Consider the following 24,944-nt stretch of genomic DNA (forward strand, 5'->3'; position numbering starts at 1 on the left):
CCAAACGACGATGATATATCTCTACACTCGTCAATCTGAATGCGACAGTGTCAGGTTTGCCAATATCGAATGACTCGGTCTGGGGCTTTTTGGAGAAAATCATGGAAAGGAAAACGTTGGAATGTGCGTTCAGCGGCATCTGGGCTAGATTTAAGAACTCCAACCAAGATAAAGTAAATCTGGAAGAGATTGAAAGCTGGGCGGTGGCGAAAGGTTTAACCGTCTCCGGAGTCGTACGCAGAGATGTGGGGAGATTTGGCAAGACCGATTGCGTGATAATTCATACTGAGCACGGAAGCGCATGCTTTCCAGTGACCACAGAAGCGAGCCGAGAAGCTTGGATTAAGCGGGACGAGTCATATTCAAAGACGGCAGCAATTTGGGAAAAGCTCGAGTGGTTCTCCCCGTTCTGGGTCTGTAGAGAAGATGTGACAAAAATACTCAATGACTGTGAGCACCGAACCGCCGAAGACGCGATAAAGCTGTTCAATTATCATACTTCCACTATTTACACGCTTTCTTTCGAAGCTGTCTGCATAGAGCAAATAATGGTCGGCGCGTCATGCCTCGCTGATATCCGCCCATTGGCCAGAGAAGCGTATTTGGCATTTTACGCCGGTTACAAATCGGCAAGCATAGCGGCGCTCATCCCAGCCATTGAAGGTGCAGTTTCAAAAATACTTCCCATGGAAACCCAGTCCTTAGCGACCATGGAAAGAGTGAACAAAGCCGTTGCTGGAGCCATCAGTAATGCCGCCGAGCTGCACTTCGAAGGGATGTGGACTCCCACGAACTACAAAACCACTGAATATCTGTTCGGCATGGACGAGATGGTTTTTGCTTTTGAAACATTCAGGCGGTGGCTGCAAGATTCATTCTACAAAAACACAGACGGATACAAAGGTGCGGCTCGCTTAAATAGACATCTCTTTGCACATGGGCTTTCGCCCGAATGGCAACAGGCAAATTTGTCTCGATTGATTGTTGCCATATCTACGGTGAGTGTCATTGAGTCGTGGTACCACCAAGATAATTCAGCTCCACTTCTCTTTCCGGCGACGAACAAAGACAGCGAACTATTATGGCAGCAAGCGATTCTTCATGGATCTGCTCAAATGGTCATAAAACTCATGGAGGAGAAGCATTATCAAGAAAACGGCAAATTGGTCCCTATCGTGCCAACCGACGACGGAGCGACCCTTCGAAAGGCGCTGCTTATGAAGGATTGCATCGACGATTTAGTACGTCCTTTAAGAAGCGCTGGATGGGCAGTTGAGTTTACGGATAATTCAAGTGATCTTTATGTAAAAGTATCAGCCCAAAGCAAGGAAGGTGTGCTTAACGTGGCACTCCTGTACAGCTGCGCCAGCGATAACTCTTTGTACAAAGAGCTGGAGAAAGATTGTAATGCGATTTTGTATAGAGGGGCTCCATACCTACAAGAGCAATTCGCCAGAGGTGTGAAGGTACACGTTGGGCCGGTTGCAGGATGGCAACCGCCACTTGCGATCAATTATGGGAAGAAAGGTCCTGGCGATGATTCTCTTTGAACCGGTACCCACGCAGATATGGTGGATAAAGAATGCTGCTCCGTAGGTCGAAATACGCACAGTTTGACACTTTCAGTCTGTTCGGAGTATCCACGGCGACCGCGCATCAAACCTGTCTTCTCCACAGGCAGCTATTGGCCGTTTTCTGCCCTAAGCACTCACTCGGTTTATGGACTTTTGAAAAAAATGCGCCAAAGTTGATCCGGCCTGCCACAACTACTCCCACTGTCTATTTCATCGTGAGCCCATTCTCCGGATTTCCTCCATACGACTGAATTCCATCTAGGGCACCTACCGCTAAACGTTGCGCATACCCGGGCGGAACACCAAACATCTCTACGATTAAGGGGCTGGCTTTAGCCGGTCCCGAATGAGCGAAGCGAGCGACTTGAACCAGTTGTTAGCCCTCACCTACGGCGGTCAATACGTGGCCGTGAGGTACATCAACGGCGTACCAAGCAGAGTAATCTACAGCTTCTGGGTAAGAATTGGATGCCACTATGAAGTGCAACGATGTTATCCGACACGCAGGAACCAGTGGCAACACGATCTCAAAACCATCGTTGCAGTAGTTAACCGGGTAAGGCGCGTTTAAGAGGCCATGCTCTGTTAAACGAATGCTAAGACTATCGAGGTCCTCTGTGCCAATGAGAACAAGTTTTTCACCAAGCACCCAAGATTGTGCATCCAAGCATTCTCCAGATGGTCGATCATCCCAAGGGCCTGGAACCTTAACCCACTTGCAAGAAATCGTAACGGTGTTGATTGGTACTTGCGGTTTAAGTACGACTAGTACTGCTTCAAGTAAATCGACGCTCATCCTAGGAGGAAGACGAGGTTCTAGTTGCGTATGTTTAAAGATGGCTTCGTCGGTAGCCAGTGCCCGGCCTTTCGCGTAAGCAGAGAAGAACAGTGCGCCGATAGTTGTTTGGATAACCATTATTCTGCCGTGAGTGCTAACGTTTAGGTTAAGGGGCTGCGGCACGCAGTCCCAGAGAGCGAGGCGAGGAGGAAAAGCGACATGACTTGGGCACACATTACTGGCGTATTAGCAGTGTGTCCATGCTCTGCTTTTGGCCGGTTGCTGTCTGTGGCTAGAAGGAGATTCATCATGGGGAGAATGGAAAAGACATTATGTCAGTCGGGACGTCGCGAAGGTGATTTGAGGTGTATTCGACCGCATCGTCGATGCCTTTCACGATTCCTGTAGTCCACACGCGTCCAGCCGTGTGTCCGTGGCAAATCCTTAATTCTCTGCCCTTGATCAGGATTTCTTAAGTGGGCCAAGAAAATCTTCAGTTGAGGGGGCTTTTCTGATTTTTTCTTAACTTGCAGCGCACCTAAAAAATAGTAAAGCAGAGTTCCTCCGAACAAACGCCCTCCACCAATTCTCTGTGGGAGCGAGCATGCTTGCGAAGGCGGCAGCGGGTTACATGCTTGCTTTTGAGGTGTAGGCGATCCGTGGTGAGGGAGGAAGTTCCTCACCACGGGATCGATGCTGTAGCGGCTAGCGTGGGTCGACGTTATCGAGCACTCGGTTTGCCAGCAATGAACTCAGTTCAATCAGTTGCTGGATTCCGAGGGCGATGTGACGGCGGGGGCCTTCCAGGTCAAAGGCCAGGTTGCTGATCATCGCGTCGGCAGATGCCAGGTTTTCGCTAAGGTTGGCGAGCAGGCATTCGTTGTCAGCGTTTTTTGCCACGGTGAATAGCTGGCCCGGTTTGGATGCATCTTCGGACTTTTCCGGTTTCGGTAGCAGGTAGTAATCCAAGGCGCGTTTGGCGGCTTCGTCCTGCTTTTTGTTTTTGCTACCGGAACGGGTAGTGGTTGGGTCTGTTTCTGGAGGGTTCGGAGTTATCTTGAACATATGCATTTTTCCCTTTAGTAGGCCGCAACCATCTCGCTACTAAACGAAGGGGTGGCAGCTGTGCGCAAGTTAGTAGACCGGTGGAAAACACATAAAAGCCCGGCGCGCCCGAGGGCGCCATGCGCACAGCCACCATCAAGTGCAGACAACGCCTGACTGATGAGACTCATGCAACCATTATGTATTTCCAACCAGGGCTACTAAACCCGACCACTGATGGGCAGTGGCAGGGAAACGATAGAGGCCAGAGACAAAGCGCACAAGCGGGCGGATTCTGGCGTAGTTGTAGGCAATGGCGCAAGGATTCGTAGCTTGGTGGAGGCGTTGCGGAGGGAGAATAAACAAGCCTTTGTAATGCCCAGGATTCGGGGCGAGGGAGCTTGCTCTCGTTCGGTGGCACAGTGATTTTTCTGTAGGAATGAGCCGGCTGTTTTGGGGGGTTATCGTCCAGCGGGATTGTGGTGCTGCGGAGAGGGGGAGGCGACATAACCCGGCATTCGGCTCGTCGGCAATGAATGAGTTTGAGCAGTCGTTGGACGTCGGGCAGGGAAACCGTACGGTGAATTCCTTGATGTTCTACAAGCCCATCCTAACTGGTACCAGAGTCTTGATAGATCAAAAAATGATCGATTATTAGCTTGTTTGGCATGTTTAGCTATACAGCTAAATATGCAATTAGAGCTAAGGTATTGCACGTATAGGAAGTTTTGCTGCTGTCTCTGAACCACTCCAAATTTGGTAAGGATCCTTGAAAGGACTCCTAGATCCGCACGTACTAGCCGAGCTCATGGTGAATTTTTTACTTTTCTGCCTTAGGCCCAGTTTTTCTTCAGTGCGCCAAGAAAATCTTCACTTACGCTGGTTTTGCGGATTTTTTCTTAACTTGCAGTACACCTTAAGGCGCGCAGGCTGGGCTTCACAGGACGGGGAGGCCGCCTCCTTTGTGGGAGCGAGCTTGCTTGCGAAGGCGGCAGCCATACCTACCTGGCTTCAAGGTGTATGCAGACCGTGGCGAAGGAGCTTGCTTGCGTTCGGTGGCGCCGCCGTAAACCGGTTGCTGCGGTCTGCATGGGAGAATGCGTCAGCCTGCTTTGGGGCGGCTTCGCCACCCAGCGGAAGCAAGCTCCCTCGCCACGGGGGGCTGCGGTTAGCGAGGGAGTTGCCCTCGATCCCCCAGGAGTTCATCGATCAGTTTGTCAAAGGCTCGATGAGCGCTGAAGCCATTCAGGACGCCTCCATTGTGTCGCTAAAAAGCCATTTCGACGACACGTTCCGTTCTCATGTCGTCGCCAACGACATGAGAGGATGACGTGTCGCAAAAATCGAAAAACAGCGACACGTTATTCCGTCGTGTTCACACTGACGACATGAGAGGGCGCCTGACCGAGCGCCCTCGCCCCTTATCTAAAGGACCAGGATCGCCCCATGACTGCAGCCCCTCCCATCTGGCAGCCCGATAAACCGTATAACCAATTACCGCCTCTGCCTCCAGCCGCCGAACTGGAAACCCGTGCAGTACTCAAGCGCTGTATCGAGGCACGCACGGCCTTGGCTGAGCTGAAGCAGGCAGCCGAACTGATCCCCAACCAAACGGTGTTGATCAACACCATCCCCTTGTTGGAAGCCAAGGACAGTTCCGAGATCGAAAGCATCGTGACCACTACGGACTTGCTCTTTCAGCATGCCCGCCCAGCGGGAGCAAGCTCCCTCGCCACGGGGATTTGTGCTTAACCTGCGTGGCTGTACAAGATGTTGTAGAACGAGGTGTGCTCATCGTTGATCAAGGCAAGATCCTGCCCCGTGGGAATTTTTTTGAACAGCGCTTTGTCGACCCCCATCCGACGCCGGATGATCACTTCCAGCAATTGGCCAAACAACGCTTCATCACGGACGTGTTTTTTCAGTTTTAGAACGTCGCGAGGTTTGTCTTTCAGGATGTGAAAGGCGTAATTCATCACAACCATATTGGAGACGAACAGGTTTGCCGTTGATTGAAGCGGATTGACCGCATCGATCAACGCATCAAATATTTTTTTCGGGTCCTGAGCGTACGTGAGCAGAAATACATCGGGGTACATAAGCTCGCTGTGGCGATCATTGATCGCGAAGCGGTAATGAGTCTCGTCGGGCTCGGTGAGTAATCTGACGGTGCTTGTTTGAAAGGTTTTCAGCGTCCTGAGCAGTTCATGCTCTTTCCTGCTGTCGGCCTTGATCGTTTTGTAGACCCGATCAATCACATCCAGAAAAGCCACGGGCCCCAGCCCGTCGGTCGCCATCATCAGTTGATTGCCTTCGATGCTGAACCGGCGATAAGCCTCGTCATCAATGCTCAATTCGAAAAGCAGGAACCTGAGCATGTAGTTCCTCAGGTGCGCGTCCGCATCCAGGGCGCTGTTCTTCAAGCTGATCAGCTGGATCAGGTAGAAGAAAATAAAGTACTGCTTGTTGGTTCGTTGACGGTTGTCGATTTCAAGCAGGTAGCCAAAACGCGACAGGACCAGCAGCAGGGCGTAGCAGTCGGGTTCTGTGAAGCCGTTCTTCAACATGGCTTTTTCGAAAGCGCTGACGGAAAACAAATCATGCCAGCGGCTAACGCTGAAGGGCGCGCCATTGCGTTTTCTGGCGACAGCGGTCAGCAGCGCAGGCTCGTCTTCTTCGTAAAAAACAGCACCCAACGCCTTCGGATACGGCCGGACGTTCAGGAAGTTTTCAAGCTTGTAGGAGAGAAGATCGAATATGTCCATCTGGCGTTATCCGCAGGTCTTCCATTTTCCGTTCGGGCCTTTTTTCTCGACACGAAATGACGTAATGGTTTTATTGAATTTATCCAATAATCGGAAACCGATGCCTCTGGCCTTGGGCTCATTCGTCTTGGACAGCACGCCATCTTTCAGGCCCGTCTCTTTATAGTCAACGGTAGAGATGTCCTTGTGATTATTGAGCATGCTCACACCTTCGTTATTAACGGTGGCCACTACCCGATACTTCTCATTGCCTGGGTTGAATCCAGGGTTACTGTCCTGGTTGACCCACACCGCTTTCTCTCCTCGGATATTCGGAACCAGGCCACCTTTGCCTCCGTTGGCAGCCTTGGACGAGACGGTTTCGCTCTCGCCCATGTACCGGATAATCTCATTCTCTTTGAGCCCCAGCGGGTCGATCCAGGTAAATGGATTCGGTGCGTAGCGATAAAGATTCAGGCTTGCCGCCAGGCCCAACGGGTCGGGCGTGGTAAAGCGGCCTATGTCGGGATCATAGAAGCGGAAGGTGCTGTAGTGCAGGCCCGTTTCCCGGTCCAGGTACTGCCCCTGAAACCGCAGGTTCTGTTCTTCGATGTAGTACGGTTCACGGACTTCATCAGTGGTGTTGCCCCATACCTGGTAGCGAGCGTGCCATAGCGGATGGCCGTCACTTTCCGTCAAGGCTTGTGGCAGGCCATTGGGGTCGTTGTGGTAATAGCGGATGCGTTGATGTTCATCGATGCCGTCGACGCGGGCCAAGGGCTCGTGACTGTCGCCGATGTAGAGGTACAGGCTGGTCAGGCTATTTTTATGTTCCTTGAGTAGTTGCAGGCCATCCCAGTCGAAACGCGTGCAGGCGATGAGACGCCCGTCGTCATCGTGTTCGGTTTTCTCAATCCTTCGGCCCAACGGGTCGTAGCGCATCCTGACGATGCTTTCACCGTCGGACTTGTGCGTTCTAACTTCAACCAGTCGATGATCCGAGTCGTAGCTGAAACGCTGCAGGCCATGCCGGCTGCTGCGCTTTTCAATCATTCGGCCAAAGCCATCGTAGCGATAGTGCTTATCCTGATAGCGCTTGAGTTGGTTGTGCGTAACCCGCCCACCGGTGCCGGAACTGTCGAGGAGATTGGCGGCGGCATCGAAGGAAAATGTTTCATTCTGGCTTTGCCGAGTGCCCTGGCTGGCCAGGATCCGGCCCGTCACATCGTAGTGCAGCAATTGGCGTTGTTGACCTGTTGGCAGCCGCTCAAGGCGCCCCACCAGGTGGTCACCAGGATCAAACTCGAAATGGGTCTGATCGGTGGCAGGGATCAACGCCGGTTGGCGGGTATGCCGACGTTGGCGGCTGCGTAAGCGCCCGCTACGGTCGTACTCACTCCGTGTGCTGATTTGGCCTTGGGTGCGCAGCACCTCTCGATGCAGCCGATCGCGTTCGAAGTCGCTGATGACGTGGCCGTCGAGGTTGATTTGGTGCAGATGACCACTGCCGTAGTACAAACGGTTGACCCAACGGCCATCGGGTAGGTAGGTCTGGATCAGGTTGCCGAGTTCATCGTAGTGATGCTTCAGAACACCTGCTGAACTCTGCTCCTCAATCAGATAACCCAGAGCGTCATAGGCAAAGCCCAGTCGTTGTTCGTTGCCGTCGTTATCGATGACCGTGGCTTCGATTAACTGATTCAACGGGCTATAGCTGTACCGCGACTGTCCATCCGGTGTGATTCGGGTTGTCAGCCGGCCAATGGCATCACGTTCTAACTGATGAACAAGGGGCTTTTCACTGGGCTGATGACCACCTCGCGACGCGGCGACGGTTTCGACTCGCTTTACGTTGTTGAGGGCGTCGTACGTGTAGCCTTTGGCGCTGCCATCAAGGTTGCGCTGTTCGGCCAACCGATCCCCTGCATCCCAGGCAAACCGGTAGCTTTCGCCATTCTCGTTGGTCAGCGCTTGCAGCCGGCCGAAGCTGTCGTAGACAAACTGCACCTGCCGACCCTGGGCGTCGGTGCGTTGGCGGACCTGGCCGCGGCGGTTGTGTTGGTAGAGCGTGGTGTGCCCGGCCGGGTCGGTGTAGCCGGTGAGCTGGCCGGCGGTGTCGCGCTGGTAGCGCTCGGTGCGGCCGTCCGGCAACTGGCTGCCGAGCAAACGCCCCTGGGCGTCGTAGCTGAACTGGGTGCGCTCGCCGAGGGCGTCGGTGATGGTCTGCAGGTAACCGCGGGCGTCGTAGCTGAAGCGCGTCGGGTAACCCGAGCAATCGACGTGTTCCACCAATTGGCCGAACGGGTTCCAGCGCAGTTTTTTGCTTTTGCCGGTGGCGTCGATGATTTCCACGACCTGGCCGTGGGCGTCGTGGCGATAGCGGGTGACGTGGCCCAGCGGGTCGGTTTGCGCTGTGCAGTTGCCGCGTTGATCGTAGCGGTATTTCCAGCTGTGGCCGGCGGGGTTGGTGTCCACCCGCGGCAGGGCCCAGTGTTCGAGCCAGAGGGTGGATTCGCTGCGGCCCAACGGGTCGGTTTCGCTGATCAGGTTGCCAGCGTCGTCGTAGTTGAATTGGTACTGGCCGCCTTGTGGATCGGTGGCGCTGAGCAATTGGCGTTCGTCGTTCCATTCGAACAGCCAGGTCTGGCCGAGGTTGTCGGTGTAGTGGGTGATCTGGTGCTGGCTGTTCCACTGCCGGGTGCTGACGCGTTGCAGGCTGTCGCTGATGCGGGTGATGCCGGCCTCGAGGTCATAGTCGAACTGGTAGGCGTCGCCTTCGTCGCTCCAGTGCCGGACCACGCGCCATTCCTGGTCGTCGATCAGGGCCCATTCGTAGAAGCAGTGCAGGCCGGTGGGCAACTGGTGCTCGACCATCCGCTGCCCGGCGTCGTAGCGGAAGCGCCGTTGCACCTGGCCGCTGGCGTCGCGCACTTCGGCGAGTGTGTTGGCCGTGTCGTAGGCGTAGCTGACCAGCACCTCCCGCGTTTGGTCGGGGTAGAGGCGCTCGATGTGGGTGACGCGTTCGCCTGCGCGGATCAGCTCGACGTGCACCAAGTCGAAGGTGTCGCGCAGCCGTACCAGGCGTCCGGCGTCGTCGTAGTCGAGGTGGATGCGGTTGTCGTTGCGGTCGCCCAGTTGGCTCAGGCGCAGGTGTGAGGGGTTGGTTGGTGACGGTTCGAACAAACGGTACAGGCCGTCTTCGCTTTCGATCAGCAATTGCCCGTTCACGTGGCGGCGCACGGCCAGGCCTTCGCCGGCGCTGAACACCGCGCCGCCCAACGGGATGGAGCCCATGTCGATGGGCCGGCCCTGTTCGTCGGTGTAGACCAGGGTTTCGCCGCCCTCGGGGTGGGGCTGGATTTGCACCTGGACTTCGTAGGCGATGCTCCAGCCGGCGCCGAACAAACTGTCGCGGCGTTCGTCGCGGCTGTTGTAGACGCGCTGCCAGTCAATCGGCAGGATGCCGGGCAAGACGAAATCCAGGTCCTCGTCAGCGCCCAGCACCTTGGCTCCGGTGGCGGCATGCACCGGGTTCGACGAACCCATGGCGGCGTTGGCGGCCGCGTTCGCCGCGCTGCTGGCAGCCATGGACACCGCGCCGCCCACCAGCATGCACGGCAGTTTGCTGAAGAACTTGCCCTTGCCGCCCTTGAGCATCAGCAGTGCGGTGACCGCCAGGCCCACGCCCGGGGTCTTGCCGCTGCGAATCTCGCGCACCACCACCGAGCCGCCGCCAATGGTCACGTCAGGGGAAATCAGCCCGGCCGACACCACCGTGGCATCGCAGGTGCTGCGGTCGCCGCTGCGCACGGCGGGCTGGCCGTTGATGGTGACCTTCTCCGAACCTTCGGCCATGAACTGCGGTGGCATGGGTGGGTGCTTGGTGCAGATCACCAGGTCTTCCGGTCGGGTCTCCGTACCGGGGGCGGGCGAGGCGACAGTGGGGCGCCACATTTGCGAGAAGAAACTCCCGGCCATGTCCAGGTAACTGGGTTCTTCTTCCGGCTCGGGCATTTCCAGTTCGGTGCCGGCCGGTGCGACATGGGAAACAACCGCGCCGGCGGCCCGGGCCGAGGGGATGTTGTTGGTGAAGGTGTCCTTGGAGCCGGTGAGCATGTTGGCCTGCACCGTGGGCGGAAAGAGGGCGTTGCCGATGCCCTCGCATAAATTGCTCAGGCCTTTGTCGGCCCCGGTCTTGCTCATGGCCAGGCCGACGATGGTGCCCACCACCAGGCCCAGGACGAAGCAGCCCAGGCCGCCGGTGACCACGGTGATGCCCGTGGCCGCGACCACGGCGGCGGTCGCCAGGGCGGTGATCGCAATGTTGGCCGCCACCTCCAATACACCGCCCAGGATGTCGGCCATCATCGAGGTGTGGTTGAGTGCATCGCCCAGGCGGGCGGCCCAGAGCGCGTCAGACATGCACGTTGCTCAGGCGGGTAGGGTGGTTGGGGAGGGTGCGTTCAAGCAGTTGGATGCCTTCCATTGCATCTGTCCTTGTGGGTTAGGGCATGCTCATCAGGGCCATTCTCAGGCGCTTGATCAGTTTCGGGGTCTTGAGGCAATCGGCCGGGCGTTTGTTACCCAGGGCGGGCACGGTCTGTTCCAGCCACCATAAGCCTTCCTTGAGCCCCCTTTTGCCATAGAGCACCACGGCCATGTCGAGGTTGTCATCCATGGCCTTGGCCAGCACGCGGGCGTTGTCGTCGAGGTAGTCCTCTTCGTACAACCGCACGAAATGCTGCCAATCGGCATCGCCGACGTATTCGTCTTCCAGTCCCATTTTAAAAACCTGCAAACGAAATCAAGTTGCTGCCGGTCGGGTTTCGCGCCGACGGCGCCAGGATCCCATCATAACCATTAGCCTTGGCCCAGGCGCCGATTTGATGGGTCTGGGTGTATTTGTCGCCGGTAATGCTCTTGAGGGAGACCCCCAATTGTTTGCGCACATCGGCCCGGGTCAGGTCCAGGACGTTGTTGAGCTGCACTTTCTTGCTGACCAGCACCCGTGTGGACAGGTCCACGCCCCAGTGATTGACTTCGCCCATGGCTGTCTTGCGTGAGTTGGCGCCATAGACACCGCCCAGGCCGGGGGCGGTGTAACGGTGCCTGGAGGCGACGTTCCACTTGTGCGCCGTCCAGGTCGTGCTGATCCGCCCCGGCTCTTCAAAGCGATACACCGTTCGGTTGACCTTGCGACCCTTGGGCGGCGTCGAGCATTTCATCAGCCCGAAGGGGTCGATCCAACTCACCGGGTTCGGTGCGTACTGGTAGAGGTTCAGCCCACCGGCTAGGCCGATCGGGTCCGGTGTGGTGAAGCGGCCGATGTCCGGGTCGTAGAAACGCAGGGTGTTGTAGTGCAGCCCGGTTTCGCGGTCCAGGTATTGGCCCTGGAAGCGCAGGTTCTGCTCTTCGATGTAATACGGTTCGCGCAGCTCTTCGGCGGTGTTGCCCCAGACCTGGTAACGGGCTCGCCAGAGTGTGTGGCCGTCGGCTTCCGAGAGCTGTTCGGGCAGGCCGTTGAAGTCGTTGTGGTAGTAGCGGACCTTCTGCTGATCGCCCAGGCCGTCGACCCTCGCCAGGGGTTCGTGGCTGTCGTCGGCGTAGATGTAGAGGCTGGTCTGGCTGTCGCGGTGTTCCTGCAAAAGTTGCAGCGCATCCCAGGTGAAACGGGTGCGGCTGAGCAGCGTGGCGTTGCGGTCGTACTCGGCTTTTTCGATGCGTCGACCCAACGGGTCATAGGTCATTTTTACGACCGAGCCGTTATCGTTGCGCACTTCCACCAGGCGTTGTTCGGCATCGTAGCGAAAACGCTGGACGCCACGTCGGGCGCTGCGTTTTTCCACCATGCGACCGAAACCGTCATAGCGGTAGCGCTTGTCCTGGTAGGTCAACAAGCGGTTATGCGCGACCTGGCCTGTGCCCAGGCCGTCCAGCAGGTTGGCGGCCGGGTCATAGGCGAAGCTTTCACGCTGGCCTTGAAGGTTGTCCTGGCTGGCAAGAATGCGGCCGGTGGCGTCATAGTGCAGTAACTGGCGATGGGACGCTTCGGGCTGGCTGTCGAAGCGCTCCACCCGTTGATCGCTGGCGTCATAGCCAAACAGCGATTGCGCCACAGGCTGCAGCAGCGTGGATTGACCCTGTTGCCGCCGCTGGCGGGCCCGCAGGCGGCCACTGCGGTCGTATTCGCTGCGGGTGCTCTGGCGCCCTTGGGTGCGCAGTACTTCGCGGTGCAGGCGGTCGCGCTCGAAATCGCTGATGACCTGGCCGTCGAGGTTGATCTGGTGCAGGTGACCGCTGCCGTAGTGCAGGCGGTTCAGCCAACGACCGTCGGGAAGCAGCGTCTGGTTCAGGTTGCCCAGTTCGTCATAGCGATGTTCGAGGTTCCCCGCCCAGCCTTGCTCGGTAATCAATTGCCCCAGGGCGTCGTAACGCAAGCCCAGGCTTTGTACTTCACCGGTCTGGCTGGTGAAGGTGATCGCGTTGACCTGGTCGAGCGCGTCATAGCGGTACTCGGTGCGCCCGTCTGCGGTGACTTTCGCCACCAGTCGCCCCATCGCATCGCGCTCCAGCTCATGAATGATGGGGGCTTGGGGGGCGAGGTCCAGGTCGGTGTTGCCAGGCACCGCGAGCGCTTCCACGCGGGTGACGTTGTCCAGCGGGTCGTAGGCGTAGCGCTTGAGGCTGCCGTCCAGGCTGTGTTGGGCGGTCAAGCGGTCGGCGGCGTCCCAGGCGAACCGGTAGCGCTCACCGTTTTCGTTGGTCAGGGCCAGCAGGCGCCCGTAGTCGTCGTAGCTCAGCTCCACCCGGCGACCATGGGCGTCGGTGCGCACCCGCAGTTGGCCGCTTAGGGTGTGTTGGAAAGTTGTCGTATGCCCGGCCGGATCGCTATAGCTGATCAACTGTCCGCTTGCGTCACGCTGATAGTGCTCGGTGCGCCCGTCCGGCAGTTGCTTGCTCAGCAGTCGACCCTGGTCGTCGTAGCTGAAAAGCGTCCGCTCTCCCAGTGCGTCGGTGCTGCTGAGCAATAGCCCTCGCTCGCAATAGCTCAACCGTGTGGTGTAACCGGAACAATCGATGTGTTCGCTGAGTTGCCCAAGCGCCGTCCAGCGCATGCGCTTGCTTTTGCCGGTGGCGTCGATGACCTCCACCACTTGACCGTGGGCGTCGTGGCGATAGCGGGTGACGTGGCCCAGCGGGTCGGTTTCGCGAATACGGTTGCCCCGCGCGTCATAGCGGTACTGCCAGGTATTTCCCGCGGCATCGGTTTCAGCCAGGGGCAGGGCCCAGTGTTCGAGCCACAGGGTTGACTCGCTGCGCCCCAGCGGGTCGCGGGTTTCGCAGAGGTTGCCCGCTTCGTCATAGCTGAACTGATGTTGTCCGCCGTTGGGATCGGTCGCCCCCAGCAACTGGCTTTCGTCGTTCCACTGGAAGGTCCAGGTGCGACCCAGCGCGTCGGTGTTTTCGGTAATCTGATATCGGGTATCCCAGCGACGGGTGCTGATGCGCTGCAAACCGTCGGTGATGCGCGTGGTCCCGGCGGCCAGGTCGTAATCGAAGGTGTAGGCGTCGCCCGCGTCGGTCCAGTGGCGAACCACGCGCCATTCCTGGTTTTCAACCAACGCCCATTCATAGAAACAGCGAAGCCCGGTAGGCAGTTGGTGTTCCACCATTCGCCGCCCGGCGTCGTAGGCGTAGCGACGTTTTACCTGGTCGTTGGACTGACGGACCTGCGCGAGATCGCCCTGGCCGTCGTAGCCATAGTGCATCAGCACTTCCCGGCGTTGATCGGCATAGAGGCGGTCGATCCGGCTGACCCGTTGTGGCCAGCGCTCGTCATACGCCAGTGCGATGCGGGTCAGGTCGAAGGTGTCACGCAGTTGCGCCAGGCGTCCGTTATCGTCGTATTCCAGGTGGATACGGTTGTCGTTGCGGTCACCCAGTTGGTTCAGGCGCAGCAGCGCTGCATTGGCTGGCGTGGGTTCGAACAAGCGGTACAGCCCGTCCGCGCTCTCTATCAGCAACTCGCCGTTGGCATGCCGGCGCACGCTGAGGCCTTCACCGGCACTGAACACGGCACCGCCCAGGGGGATCGAGCCCATGTCGATGCGGCGGCCCTGTTCGTCGCTATAGACCAGGGTTTCGCCGCCGTCTGGATGGGGCAGGATTTCGACGCGCACCTCGTAGGGCACGCTCCAACCGGCACCGAACAATCCGTCGCGGCGTTCGTCGCGGCTGTTGTAGAAGCGTTGCCAGTCGATCGGCAAGATGCCGGGCAGGACGAAGTCCATCTCCTCGACATCGCCCAACACTTTGGCCCCGGTGGCGGCGTGCACGGGGTTCGACGAGCCCATCGCGGCGTTGGCCGCGGCGCCCATCGCGCTACTGACCGCCATCGACGCCGCACCGCCGATCAACATGCAGGGCAGGTTACTGAGGAATTTACCCTTGCCGCCCTTGAGCATCAGCAGCGCCGTGACCGCCAGCCCGACGCCCGGGGTCTTGCCGCTGCGGATCTCGCGCACCACCACCGAACCGCCACCGATGGTCACGTCAGGTGAAATCAGCCCGGCTGATACCACGGTCGCATCGCAGGTGCTGCGGTCGCCACTGCGCACGGCGGGCTGGCCGTTGATGGTGACTTTGTCCGAGCCTTCGGCCAGGAACTGCGGCGGCATCGGCGGGTGTTTCATGCAGGTGATCATGTCCAGCGGCTTGGGCACGGCACCGGGCGCGGGCACGGCGACGGTGGGACGCCACATCTGCGAGAAGAAATTCTCGGCCATGTCCAGGTAGCTGGGTTCGGCTTCGGGTGCTTCAAGTTCGGTGCCGGCCGGCGCGACATGGGACTCGATCGCCCCGGCGGCGCGGGCGGCAGGGATGTTGTTGGTCAAGGTGTTGGTGGAGCCGGTGAGGATGTTGGCCTGCACCGTGGGCGGGAAGAGGGCGTTGCCGATGCCCTCGCAGAGGTCGCTTAGCCCCTTGTCGGCCCCGGTCTTGCTCATGGCGAGGCCGACCACGGCACCCACCACCGCGCCGAGCAGGAAGCAACCCAAGCCGCCAGTGGCAACGGTAATGCCCGTGGCCGCGACCACGGCAGCCGTCGCCACCGCGGTGATCGCAATGTTCGCGGCCACTTCCAGGACGCCGCCGAGGATATCGGCCATCATCGAGGTGTGGTTCAGCGCGTCGCCTAGCCGAGCGGCCCAGAGTGCGTCAGACATGCAGGGTGCTCATCAAGCCTGAACGTCGAACAGCAGCGAACCCTTGATCGTTGCCCAATGCGCCGCTTCGGCATCGCCCAGTTTCTCGGCTTTCACGTAGCTCAGGGCAAGCATTTTGCGGGTGCCGGGCAGCACCAGGGCCAGCTGGAACTGGAAGACCTTTTCATTGCCCTTGTTGAACTGGCTGCGCAGTTCGATGGCTTCGACTTCCTGGTTGGCGCCTACGCGCACGGTGGCGCCCGGTTGGCAGCGCAGGTCCTGGACCTGTTTTTCCAGGCGCTTGAGCTGGTCGTCGAGGTTGCTTTGCAGGGTCTCGCCCTCGGCCAGCAAGCTGCGGCTGACGATCAAGGACGTGCCCAGTTCGGGGAACTTGAGGATGTTGATTGTCGCGTCCAGCAATTCGCTGGGCGGCAGCTGGAACTGGAATTCATTGAGGCGGTAAGTCATGGCGCGAAAATCTCGAGGTTAGCCCTTGGGTGCAGGGAACGCGGCTTGGATGTTGGCATCAATGCTGCCCTTGACGCCCTGGCCGTCCGGCGTGGCTCCGGGGCCGCCACCGTTGTTCAGGTGCAGCACGCCGCCGGTGTTGAACTCGGCATCGCCGCTGGCGTAGAAGCTGATCTGTACGCCGGTCAGGTTGATCTGGCCGCTGGCGTTGAGCTCCAGGATGCTTTCGCCACATACCAGGCGCAGGTTTTCGCCCACTTCAATCACGTAGCTCTGGCTGATGCTGTCGGTCTTGCGCTGGCCGACGGAGAGGATGTCCTCCTGCTTGACGATGCGCAGGCGGTTGTTGCCGATGGTCACCGTCTCGTTGTGGCCGATGCTCTTGTTGCGGTCATGGCCCACCGAATGGCTTTCATCCACCTCGACCACGATGTCCTGGTTACGCTCGGCGTGGATGTACAGTTGCTCGGCGCCTTTCTTGTCTTCCATGCGGATTTCGTTGAAATTCGCTGGCGTGCCGCCCTTGCTCGAACGGCTTTTCATGCCGCTCTGGGTGGCATTGGCGGGCAAGTCGTAGGGCACGGTCTGTTCGGCGTTGTAGACGCGACCGGTGATGATCGGCCGATCCGGGTCGCCTTCGAGGAAACTGACGATCACTTCCTGGCCAATTCGCGGGATCTGCATCGAGCCCCAGTTTTTCCCGGCCCATGCCTGGGACACGCGAATCCAGCACGAGCTGTTTTCGTTGGATTGGTCGTGACGGTCCCAGTAGAAATGCACCTTCACCCGGCCGAACTGGTCAGTCCAGATTTCCTCGCCCTTGGGACCCACCACTAACGCAGTCTGCGGGCCTTTGACGATAGGGCGATGGGTGATGGGCAGTGGCCGATAGCTTTGCTGGGCGTCGATACAGATCAGGCTGCTTTCGAACTGCGCCGAAGGCGCGCCGCCGCCGGTTTCGCCGCTTTCCTGGGAAATGTAGTAGCGGGCGCCGACGATCAGGTATTCGCGGTTCTGGTCCTGGCGGGTGAAGCCGGTGAGGCTGAACAGATGCCCCGAGCCCAGGCCCCGAGCGTTACCGGCCAGCTCGACCTGTTCGTGCTGGGTCTGCAAGGCTTCGATGCGGGTGCGGGCGTAGTGTTCGCCGTCCTGGCTCTGCACGTAGGTGCCAGGGTAGTCGTACAGGGGATAGTCGCCGGCCGTGTGCGGGCGGGGCATGGCCGAGCGCACGTCGATGCGCGCACTCGGGCGCTGGAAGTCGTAGTCGTTGAGCTCCAGGGAGCCGGGCTGGACTTCCTGGGCCAGGTGCCAGTTGTGAATGTGGTCACGCTCGCGCTGCTGCTCGTTCTTCGGGTAGTACGGTACTGAGCCGTAGCCGGGGGCCGTGGTGTGGGCGCCATAGGCATCGGCCAGCACCAGCACATGCCGGCCCTGCTCATGGCGGAAGAAATAGTAGATGCCTTCCTGTTCCATCAAGCGGCTGACGAAATCGAAGCTGGTCTCGCGATACTGCACGCAGTATTCCCACTCGCGATACGTCTGGCTCAAGGCGTCTTCGAAATCGGAAAAGCCCAGGTCGCGAAACACCTGCTTGATGATCTGCGGGATGGTCAGGTTCTGGAAAATCCGGCAATCGGAGGTGCGGGTCAGCAGCCAAAACCACGGGCGCAGGGTGGCCTGGTAACTGGCGAACTGGCCCTGGTCGACGTTCTGGCTGAAACGGGCGACGATGCCATGGAAATAACGCTCGCCACCGCCATCGAGTTGCAGGCTCACGCACATGGGCTTGCCGAGCACCTGATTGAGGTCGATGGCGTTGTCCAGCGAGTGCAGCTGCAGCTCATAGTTGAACAGCCGCCCCAGTTCTTCGCCGCCGCCCATGTCCTTGAGCAGCAGTACCTCAGGTCCCAGGGGGCTGGTGATCTTGGCCAGGCGTGAGGCTTGGTTGAATAACATCGCTCATCTCATCGTTGTAATGGCTGCGCCGCTGATTGGAACAACTGTGGGAGCGAGCTTGCTCGCGATGGCGGTATGTCAGTCAACACGGATGTTGAATGTGACTGCGCTATCGCGAGCAAGCTCGCTCCCACGGGGTTTTGCAGTGTTCCTTACCGTCAGGCCGCGTCGCTGAAATCGTACTGCAATTCGTTGTCCACCGCGCTGATCCGCACGCCGGCCAAGGCCTTGCCTTCGAGCATGCGGGTCAGGAACTCGCGGCTCATGTCCGGCAGCAGGCTGTTGGTCAGGATGGTGTCGATCATACGCCCGCCGCTTTCGGTTTCGGTGCAACGCGAGACGATCAAATCGATCACCGCGTCGTCGTAGTCGAAGGCCACTTTGTGGGTGCTCTCCACGCGCTTCTTGATGCGGTTGAGTTGCAGGCGGGTGATGGCCTTGAGCATCTCGTCGCTGAGCGGGTAGTACGGGATCGTCACCAGGCGGCCGAGCAAGGCCGGCGGGAAAATCTCCAGCAGCGGCTGGCGCAGGGCCTTGGCGATTTCTTCCGGCTCGGGCACGTTCTGCGGATCCTTGCAGACGTCGGCAATCAGCTCGGTGCCGGCGTTGGTGGTCAGCAGGATCAGCGTGTTCTTGAAGTCGATCACCCGGCCTTCGCCGTCCTCCATCACGCCTTTGTCGAACACCTGGAAGAAGATTTCATGCACATCCGGGTGGGCTTTTTCCACCTCGTCCAGCAGCACCACACTGTACGGTTTGCGCCGCACGGCTTCGGTCAGCACGCCGCCTTCGCCATAGCCGATGTAGCCCGGTGGCGCACCCTTGAGGGTGGACACGGTGTGGGCTTCCTGGAACTCGCTCATGTTGATGGTGATGACGTTCTGCTCGCCGCCGTACATGGCTTCGGCCAGGGCCAGGGCGGTTTCGGTCTTGCCCACGCCGGAGGTGCCGGCGAGCATGAACACGCCAATCGGCTTGCTCGGGTTGTCGAGGCCGGCGCGGGAGGTCTGGATGCGCTTGGCGATCATCTGCAAGGCATGGTCCTGGCCGATGATGCGTTTTTTCAGGTGCTGGTCGAGGTTGAGCACGGTTTCCAGTTCGTTGCGGGCCATGCGGCCCACCGGGATACCGGTCCAGTCGGCGACCACCGAGGCCACGGCCTGGTAATCCACGGTGGGCAGGATCAGCGGGGTTTCGCCTTGCAGGGCGGTCAGGCGCTGTTGCAGGTCCACCAGTTTCTCGCGCAGGGCGTGGCTTTCGTTGTCGGAGGCTTCGCTGGCGTCTTCGCTGTCCACCACGCCGACGCGCTCGCGCAGGGTGGCGCGGGTGGCGAGCAGTTCGTCCACCAGGGTTTTCTCTTCGGCCCAGCGGCTTTCCAGCTCGGCCAGGCGCTCGCGTTCGGCGCTCAGCAGGCTTTCGCTGTGGGTCTGGCGAGTGCCGATGACCACGCCAATCGCGTGCTCACGGGCGATGATTTGCAACTCGGTTTCCAGCGCTTCGATGCGCCGGCGGCTGTCGTCCACTTCGGCCGGCACGGCGTGCAGGCTGATGGCGACGCGGGCGCAGGCGGTGTCCAGCAGGCTCACGGATTTGTCCGGCAGCTGGCGCGCGGGAATGTAGCGGTGGGACAGCTTGACCGAGGCTTCCAGGGCTTCGTCGAGGATCTGCACCTGGTGGTGTTTTTCCATGGTCGAGGCCACGCCGCGCATCATCAGCAGGGCTTTGTCTTCCGACGGCTCGGCCACTTGTACCACTTGGAAACGGCGGGTCAGGGCCGGGTCTTTTTCGATGTGTTTCTTGTACTCGGCCCAGGTCGTGGCCGCCACGGTGCGCAAGGTGCCGCGGGCCAGGGCCGGCTTGAGCAGGTTGGCCGCGTCGCCCGTGCCGGCGGCGCCACCGGCACCCACCAGGGTGTGAGCTTCGTCGATGAACAGGATGATCGGCTTGGGCGAAGCCTGGACGTCTTCGATGACCTGGCGCAGGCGCTGTTCGAATTCGCCTTTCATGCTCGCGCCGGCCTGCAACAGGCCCACGTCGAGGCTGCGCAGTTCCACGTCCTTGAGGGCCGGCGGCACGTCGCCGGCGACGATGCGCAGGGCAAAGCCTTCGACCACGGCGGTCTTGCCCACACCGGCTTCACCGGTGAGGATCGGGTTGTTCTGCCGGCGGCGCATGAGAATGTCCACCAGTTGGCGGATCTCTTCGTCACGGCCGACGATCGGGTCGAGCTTGCCGCTGCGGGCCTGCTCGGTGAGGTCGACGGTGAAGCGCTTGAGGGCTTCCTGCTTGCCCATGGCGCTGGGGGCCATGGCGCCGCTGGCTTCGCCCGGCACGGCGCCGGCATTGAAGCCGTCGCTGGCGGTCAGGGCGTTTTCCGGCGAGTCGCCGACGTATTCGTCAAAGCGCTCGCTCAGGGCTTCGACCTTGACCTTGTCGAACTCCGACGACAGGCCCAGCAACGCGTGGCGCAGGCTCGGCGTCTTGAGGATGCCCAGCACCAGGTAACCGGTGCGTACCTGGCTTTCGCCGAACATCAGGCTGCCGTAGACCCAGCCGCGTTCCACGGCTTCTTCGACGTGGGAGGACAGGTCGGTGATGGAAGTCGAACCCCGTGGCAGGCGGTCGAGGGCTTCGGTGAGGTCACGGGCCAGGCGCGCCGGCTCGATGTTGAACTGGCGGATGATGCGATGCAGGTCCGAGTCCTGCAGTTGCAGCAACTGGTGAAACCAGTGGGCCAGTTCCACATAAGGGTTACCGCGCAACTTGCAGAACACGGTGGCGGCTTCGATGGCTTTGTAGGCCACGCTGTTGAGTTTGCCGAACAACGCGGCGCGACTGATTTCACCCATGCTCATGGCTCCTTGAGGTCTGTGAGGTGTTGGCCTGTTCGGCGTAATGCCGGGCCAGTATTAAATCGTTGGCATCTGTTTCGGGGCGGCCGAGCCAGGTATTGAACCCCAGGCGGAAACGACCGTTGAGTTGCAGTGCCGGGACTTCGGGCTGTTCCAGGACCAAGTTCAGGTCCCAGTCCAACTCATGGCCCAGGTATTCGGCGACCCAGGCCACCAGCTCGTTGAACGGTTGGCTGCCGGGCAGCATGCCCATGTAGTCGACGAGCTTGAGTGGCCCCAGGCGAATGCGGAATTTGTGCTGGCGATCCCACACGAAGCGGCCCAGGCAGAAGTCCACGCCCAATTGATGAGCGCTGACCCCGACGCGGCTGCGTTCGGGCAGCTCCAGCCATTGGCCGACGTATTCTTCGATCTCCACCGGCAGGCCGAAGTACTCGCTGAGAATCGCCTTCAAACCGTCCGGGTAACGGGTTTGCGCCGACAGGTGGCCGCTGTAATGGAGTTTCGCCGTGTCGGGGATCAGCCCCTGGTTGAGCAGGCTCGGCATGCCCCGGCCGCTGAGCGCCGCCAGGCGCGCCGACCAGTAGTCATCGTCCGGGCGGTCATGGCTGACGGTCGGCCGCGCTTCGGCCCAGGCCCGGTAGAACAGGCTGAGCAGGCGATGGTGAAACACATCGAGGAAGCGTTTGCTGGTGCTGTCGGCGTTGTTGCGCTGGCGTTCGCGCACGTATTCGGTGATGTGCAGCGGCATCGGGCCGTTGGGGCCGCCGAGGCCGAAGAAAAATTGCTCCAGGCGCGCCGGCGTACCGTCACCGCCCGGTTGCACCGAAGCGAGGGTGGCCGGGGCGAAGGTGCAGTCGGCCTGTTGCCCGAGGCGCAACGGGTCATCGGCCAGGCGCAGGGAATGGCCCAGGCGCGGCAGCTCGGGGGATTCGCACTCGATGCGCCGCAACGCCTGGAAGAAGTCGTATTCCCAGGGTTCCTGGTGCATCGCTTCCAGGGTACTCACAGGGTCGGACGACGTCCGGGCTTGGCTTTCCATCGCATGATCTCGCCGCGTTCGGTGGTACGGATCACCGTCTCGGTAAAACTGTTGATCGACACGTAGCGTGCCAGGAAGCGCTCGAACACCGCACCGAGCAGGAACACCCCGGTGCCGCGAAACGCGTTTTCATCGAATTCCAGGGTGATCTCCAGGCCCCGACCGAACACGATCGGGCCGGGCATCGGCAAGCGCCGGGTGCAAGCCTTGCTGCTGACTTCCCGCAGGCCTTCGATCTGCAATTGCAGCGCCGCGTCGTTGCTGTCGCCGTACAGGCGCAGCAGTTCACGCAGGGCGGCGGCGCCTTGGCCTTGTTCGCTCAACGACAAGTAGTTCAGCGACAACTGGCTGATCAGCCGCCAGGCCTTGGCATCGTGGGCATGGCTGGCCCGTGGGCGACTGGGACCTGCCACGCAGCGCACGGCGCCAACCGGCGCACTGTCGGCCAGGGTGAAGTCGGTCTTGCCGTTGCCCACGCCCATGAACAGCGGCAGGTCGCGGTTGGTGCACAACGCCGTCACGCCCAACTGGCGCAGGTCGTGGCGGTAGGGCGCTTGCTGGCTGTCCACCAGGCTGACGAAGGTTTCGCTGCCGATGTAGGTCGAGCGCGGGCCGTTGCGCCGTTGGTCGCTGGACAGCACGCGCGGTTCGCGGCGCACGGTGTAGTAGGCCTGGTCGCGGCCATAGCGGGACGGATCGCGCACGGCGTAGAACGGCAAGAACGGCTGCTCCGGTCCGGTGCCGTGGCCGGTGAGGCCGCTGAGCGAATGCACTTCGAAATCCATCGGCCGGGTGCGGTCGGCGATCACGTGGTGTTCGTTGACCCGCTCCGACAGGTGAATGCGATCCAGGCGCTTGGGGAACAGGTTGATGGCCGGGGTGCAGAACGGCAGGAATTGCGAAGCCCCGACGCTGCCCTCCAGGCTTGGATCGTGACGGTCGAACAGCACGATCAACTCCAGTTCCTGGCCGTCGCAGCGTTTGACCGCACGGCTCAACTGGGTGAAATCGACAAACAGGAAGCGGTGGGGCAGGGCGAAGTATTCCTGCAACAGGCGATAGCCCTGGAAGGCCCGGGACACCACCGGCAGCGCGGCGTCGGCATCGTCGAAGCCGCGCGAGCGCAACGCATCCTGGGGCAGGCGCTCCACCCAGTCGCCGCCGGGCTTGCGGGCGAACACCGCGCAGGCATTGCCCAGCAGTTGTTCGTAGAGGCGGAAGGGCTGTTCGTCGGCGCCACTCAAGTACAGCGGCAGGTTGTCCAGGGCCAGGCTGTTGAACGGCAGTTCGGCACCGGTGCGCAGTGTGATGCGCAGCCCGGCCTTGGCCTTGGGCTCGCTGGCGGCCAGGCGCCCGAGCACCACGGACGGGTTGCCGAAGTATTCGGCCTGGCTGACCTGCAACGGCCACAATGTCACCGCGTGGGCGGTGCGGTACTCGCAGCAGGTCTGGGTTTCGCGACCCAGGGCGGCGCGCAGGACGGTATCGCGGGGCAGCGGGAAGCCACTGCTCAGCGAGCCTTCGTCCGGGTCGGCCTGCATCTGCACCACGGTCATCGACGGTGTCGGCGCCAGGTAATGGGGGTAGGCGATTTCCAGCAGGTTGTGGGTGAAGGTCGGGTACTCGGCGTCGAGCTTGAGCTGCACCCGCGCCGTCAGGTAGGCGAAGCCTTCCAGCAGGCGCTCGACATACGGATCGGCGCAATCCATGCCGGACAACGTCAGCCGACTGGCGATCTTCGGGTATTCCTTGGCGAACTCCGCCGCGCTTTCGCGCACGTGGTGCAGTTCCTGGTTGTACAGCTCCAGCAGGCGCGGGTTCATGAGCGTCTCCGCTGGTCGGCGTTGACCACGCGCACATGGCCGGTTTCCAGATCCAGGTCGGTCTGCAGCATCAGGCGCAGGGGCACCGGCTGGGCCCAGAGGTCGCCCTCGATCTCGAAACTCAAGGCGTTGTGGTTCATCTCGGCGGTCGCCCGGGCGCGCACCCGCAGGGTGTGGCGCAGGATGCGCGGTTCGAAAGTAGCAATGGCTTGGTGGATCAAGGTTTCCAGGGCCGAGACATCGACGTTCGACGCGCTGTTGCCGGCCAGTGCCGGCAGGCCGAAATTCACCACCGAGGTGCCCGCCGGGGTGTGCAGCGTGGCATCGGCGTCGAGCAGTGAGGTGGTGTTGAGCAGCCACGCCAGGTCACGCAGCACCGAGGCTTTCAATTGGGTCAGGGACAGCACGCGTTTGTCGGCGCTTTCCTTGGGGTTGGTCGGATCGTCGTCGGTCAACCGGTCCAATAGGGAGGGTTGGAGGCGATCGCGGGTGGCGATTTCGGTTACCACGTAAAGGGTGCCACGTACATTTTCTGGTCTCCGCCGGAGCCGCAAGCTGCATACAGGCTGACCGTTCCCGCCTCAAAACCTTCCGGCATCTGACGAATAGCCTGCATTTTGCTCAGACAATCGCGGCTGGGAGCGGGCATGTGTTCGCTGCGCCAGACCGCAAAAATCGGGATGTTGTTGAACATTTCCACGCGCAGTTTCTGCTGTTTATCCAGGCTGAAGCCGCACGGCCATTCCATGTCCAGCTTCATGCGACTCTGGTCGGGTTTGACCAGCGTGCATTGGCCCTGATCGTCAACCAGGCTGAGTGACTGGCCCTCGAAAACCGCCTGGGTCGTCGGCGCCCCGGCATGCTCGGCGCACGCGCTCAGGCTGATCAGGCTAGTCGTCAGGCATAAGGCGAGCAGGGGCTTGTTCATTAAATGAGCTCCCAGAACCAGACCTTCTTGGATCGATAGAAAAGGTCGCTGGTTTGGGTCAGGCCACGATTCCATAGATCGATATGGTCGCCGCTACGACCTTCGGCAGTCTCTCCTGATTGCTGAAAGCAGTCCTTGAAGAAAATCAGGCCGGTCTTGCCCATCAATGTCTTTCGATCTTCGGGGCTGTTACTGAGAATAGTTGGATGGCCCAGATGATGTTTCCACAACCAATTCGCCAATGACTCGGCGCCCCTGGCGTGTTCATGCTTACACAGGGGGTCTTTGGTGTAGGTGGATTTGTTGACCTTGATGGTTTTCTCCGCATTGAGCGTCAGGCTCATGCGTATGGCGCATTGGTTTGCCCAGGGACCGTCACAGGGTTTTGCGTCAGGATGGGCAATCAGCAGGTCGGAATAGGCTTTCCACAAATTGATAAACGAAGGCTTGGCCATGACTCAGACACCGAAAGGGAAAAGATTGGATTCGAGCAAGCACCAAACACCCCCGGTGCGTGGCACCGGGGGTATTT

Annotated in this window: 15 protein-coding genes and 1 pseudogene; 2 read left to right on the plus strand and 14 right to left on the minus strand. The window is 60.1% G+C overall.

Features of this window, described 5'->3' with window-relative positions; all coding sequences use genetic code 11:
• Nucleotides 1-101: 101 nt before the first annotated feature.
• A complete protein-coding gene (locus J4E63_RS27975; protein WP_207283949.1) occupies nt 102-1,550 on the plus strand; it encodes a hypothetical protein in 1,449 nt (482 codons plus the stop codon).
• Nucleotides 1,551-1,950: 400 nt separating this feature from the next.
• Here the strand turns inward: J4E63_RS27975 and J4E63_RS27980 are convergent, their stop codons facing one another.
• Nucleotides 1,951-2,490, minus strand: coding sequence for a hypothetical protein (locus J4E63_RS27980; RefSeq protein ID WP_207283950.1), 540 nt, complete (start codon nt 2,488-2,490; stop codon nt 1,951-1,953).
• A gap of 567 nt (nt 2,491-3,057) precedes the next feature.
• Nucleotides 3,058-3,417: a DUF6124 family protein gene (locus J4E63_RS27985; RefSeq protein WP_207283951.1), complete on the minus strand. Its 360-nt coding sequence runs from the start codon at nt 3,415-3,417 to the stop codon at nt 3,058-3,060.
• A 1,425-nt stretch (nt 3,418-4,842) separates the two neighbouring features.
• Here J4E63_RS27985 and J4E63_RS27990 point away from each other — a divergent pair.
• A pseudogene (locus tag J4E63_RS27990) lies at nt 4,843-5,106 on the plus strand (Fic/DOC family N-terminal domain-containing protein); the annotation flags it as partial.
• A gap of 38 nt (nt 5,107-5,144) precedes the next feature.
• Here the strand turns inward: J4E63_RS27990 and J4E63_RS27995 are convergent.
• From J4E63_RS27995 to J4E63_RS28050, 12 genes are all read right to left on the minus strand, one after another.
• Entirely contained in the window at nt 5,145-6,161 is a 1,017-nt protein-coding gene (locus tag J4E63_RS27995) for a hypothetical protein (RefSeq protein WP_207283952.1), read from the minus strand.
• Nucleotides 6,162-6,167: 6 nt separating this feature from the next.
• Nucleotides 6,168-10,562, minus strand: coding sequence for an RHS repeat-associated core domain-containing protein (locus tag J4E63_RS28000; RefSeq protein ID WP_259334261.1), 4,395 nt, complete (start codon nt 10,560-10,562; stop codon nt 6,168-6,170).
• Between the two features lie 82 nt (nt 10,563-10,644).
• On the minus strand, nt 10,645-10,923 hold the full coding sequence (locus tag J4E63_RS28005; protein WP_060740010.1) for a hypothetical protein: 279 nt from the start codon (nt 10,921-10,923) through the stop codon (nt 10,645-10,647).
• A gap of 1 nt (nt 10,924) precedes the next feature.
• Entirely contained in the window at nt 10,925-15,364 is a 4,440-nt protein-coding gene (locus J4E63_RS28010) for an RHS repeat-associated core domain-containing protein (protein ID WP_207283953.1), read from the minus strand.
• Nucleotides 15,365-15,376: 12 nt separating this feature from the next.
• Complete coding sequence (locus tag J4E63_RS28015; protein ID WP_072407508.1) at nt 15,377-15,811, minus strand: DcrB-related protein; 435 nt, start codon at nt 15,809-15,811, stop codon at nt 15,377-15,379.
• Nucleotides 15,812-15,829: 18 nt separating this feature from the next.
• Nucleotides 15,830-17,767 (minus strand): type VI secretion system tip protein TssI/VgrG, encoded by a 1,938-nt coding sequence (gene tssI, locus J4E63_RS28020; protein ID WP_092168355.1) that lies wholly within the window; start codon nt 17,765-17,767, stop codon nt 15,830-15,832.
• A 158-nt stretch (nt 17,768-17,925) separates the two neighbouring features.
• Nucleotides 17,926-20,616 (minus strand): type VI secretion system ATPase TssH, encoded by a 2,691-nt coding sequence (gene tssH / locus J4E63_RS28025; RefSeq protein WP_207283954.1) that lies wholly within the window; start codon nt 20,614-20,616, stop codon nt 17,926-17,928.
• Complete coding sequence (gene tssG / locus J4E63_RS28030; protein WP_060740015.1) at nt 20,609-21,661, minus strand: type VI secretion system baseplate subunit TssG; 1,053 nt, start codon at nt 21,659-21,661, stop codon at nt 20,609-20,611. Before tssG ends, tssH begins: the two co-directional genes overlap by 8 nt.
• Complete coding sequence (gene tssF / locus J4E63_RS28035) at nt 21,625-23,484, minus strand: type VI secretion system baseplate subunit TssF (protein ID WP_060740016.1); 1,860 nt, start codon at nt 23,482-23,484, stop codon at nt 21,625-21,627. Before tssF ends, tssG begins: the two co-directional genes overlap by 37 nt.
• Nucleotides 23,481-23,993 (minus strand): type VI secretion system baseplate subunit TssE, encoded by a 513-nt coding sequence (gene tssE / locus J4E63_RS28040; protein WP_058542707.1) that lies wholly within the window; start codon nt 23,991-23,993, stop codon nt 23,481-23,483. Before tssE ends, tssF begins: the two co-directional genes overlap by 4 nt.
• Nucleotides 23,987-24,412: a hypothetical protein gene (locus J4E63_RS28045; RefSeq protein WP_060740017.1), complete on the minus strand. Its 426-nt coding sequence runs from the start codon at nt 24,410-24,412 to the stop codon at nt 23,987-23,989. Before J4E63_RS28045 ends, tssE begins: the two co-directional genes overlap by 7 nt.
• Complete coding sequence (locus J4E63_RS28050; RefSeq protein ID WP_060740018.1) at nt 24,412-24,867, minus strand: type VI secretion system amidase effector protein Tae4; 456 nt, start codon at nt 24,865-24,867, stop codon at nt 24,412-24,414. Before J4E63_RS28050 ends, J4E63_RS28045 begins: the two co-directional genes overlap by 1 nt.
• Nucleotides 24,868-24,944 lie beyond the last annotated feature (77 nt).

Source organism: Pseudomonas sp. FW300-N2F2, assembly GCF_017351655.1.
Classification (GTDB): domain Bacteria; phylum Pseudomonadota; class Gammaproteobacteria; order Pseudomonadales; family Pseudomonadaceae; genus Aquipseudomonas; species Aquipseudomonas fluorescens_AA.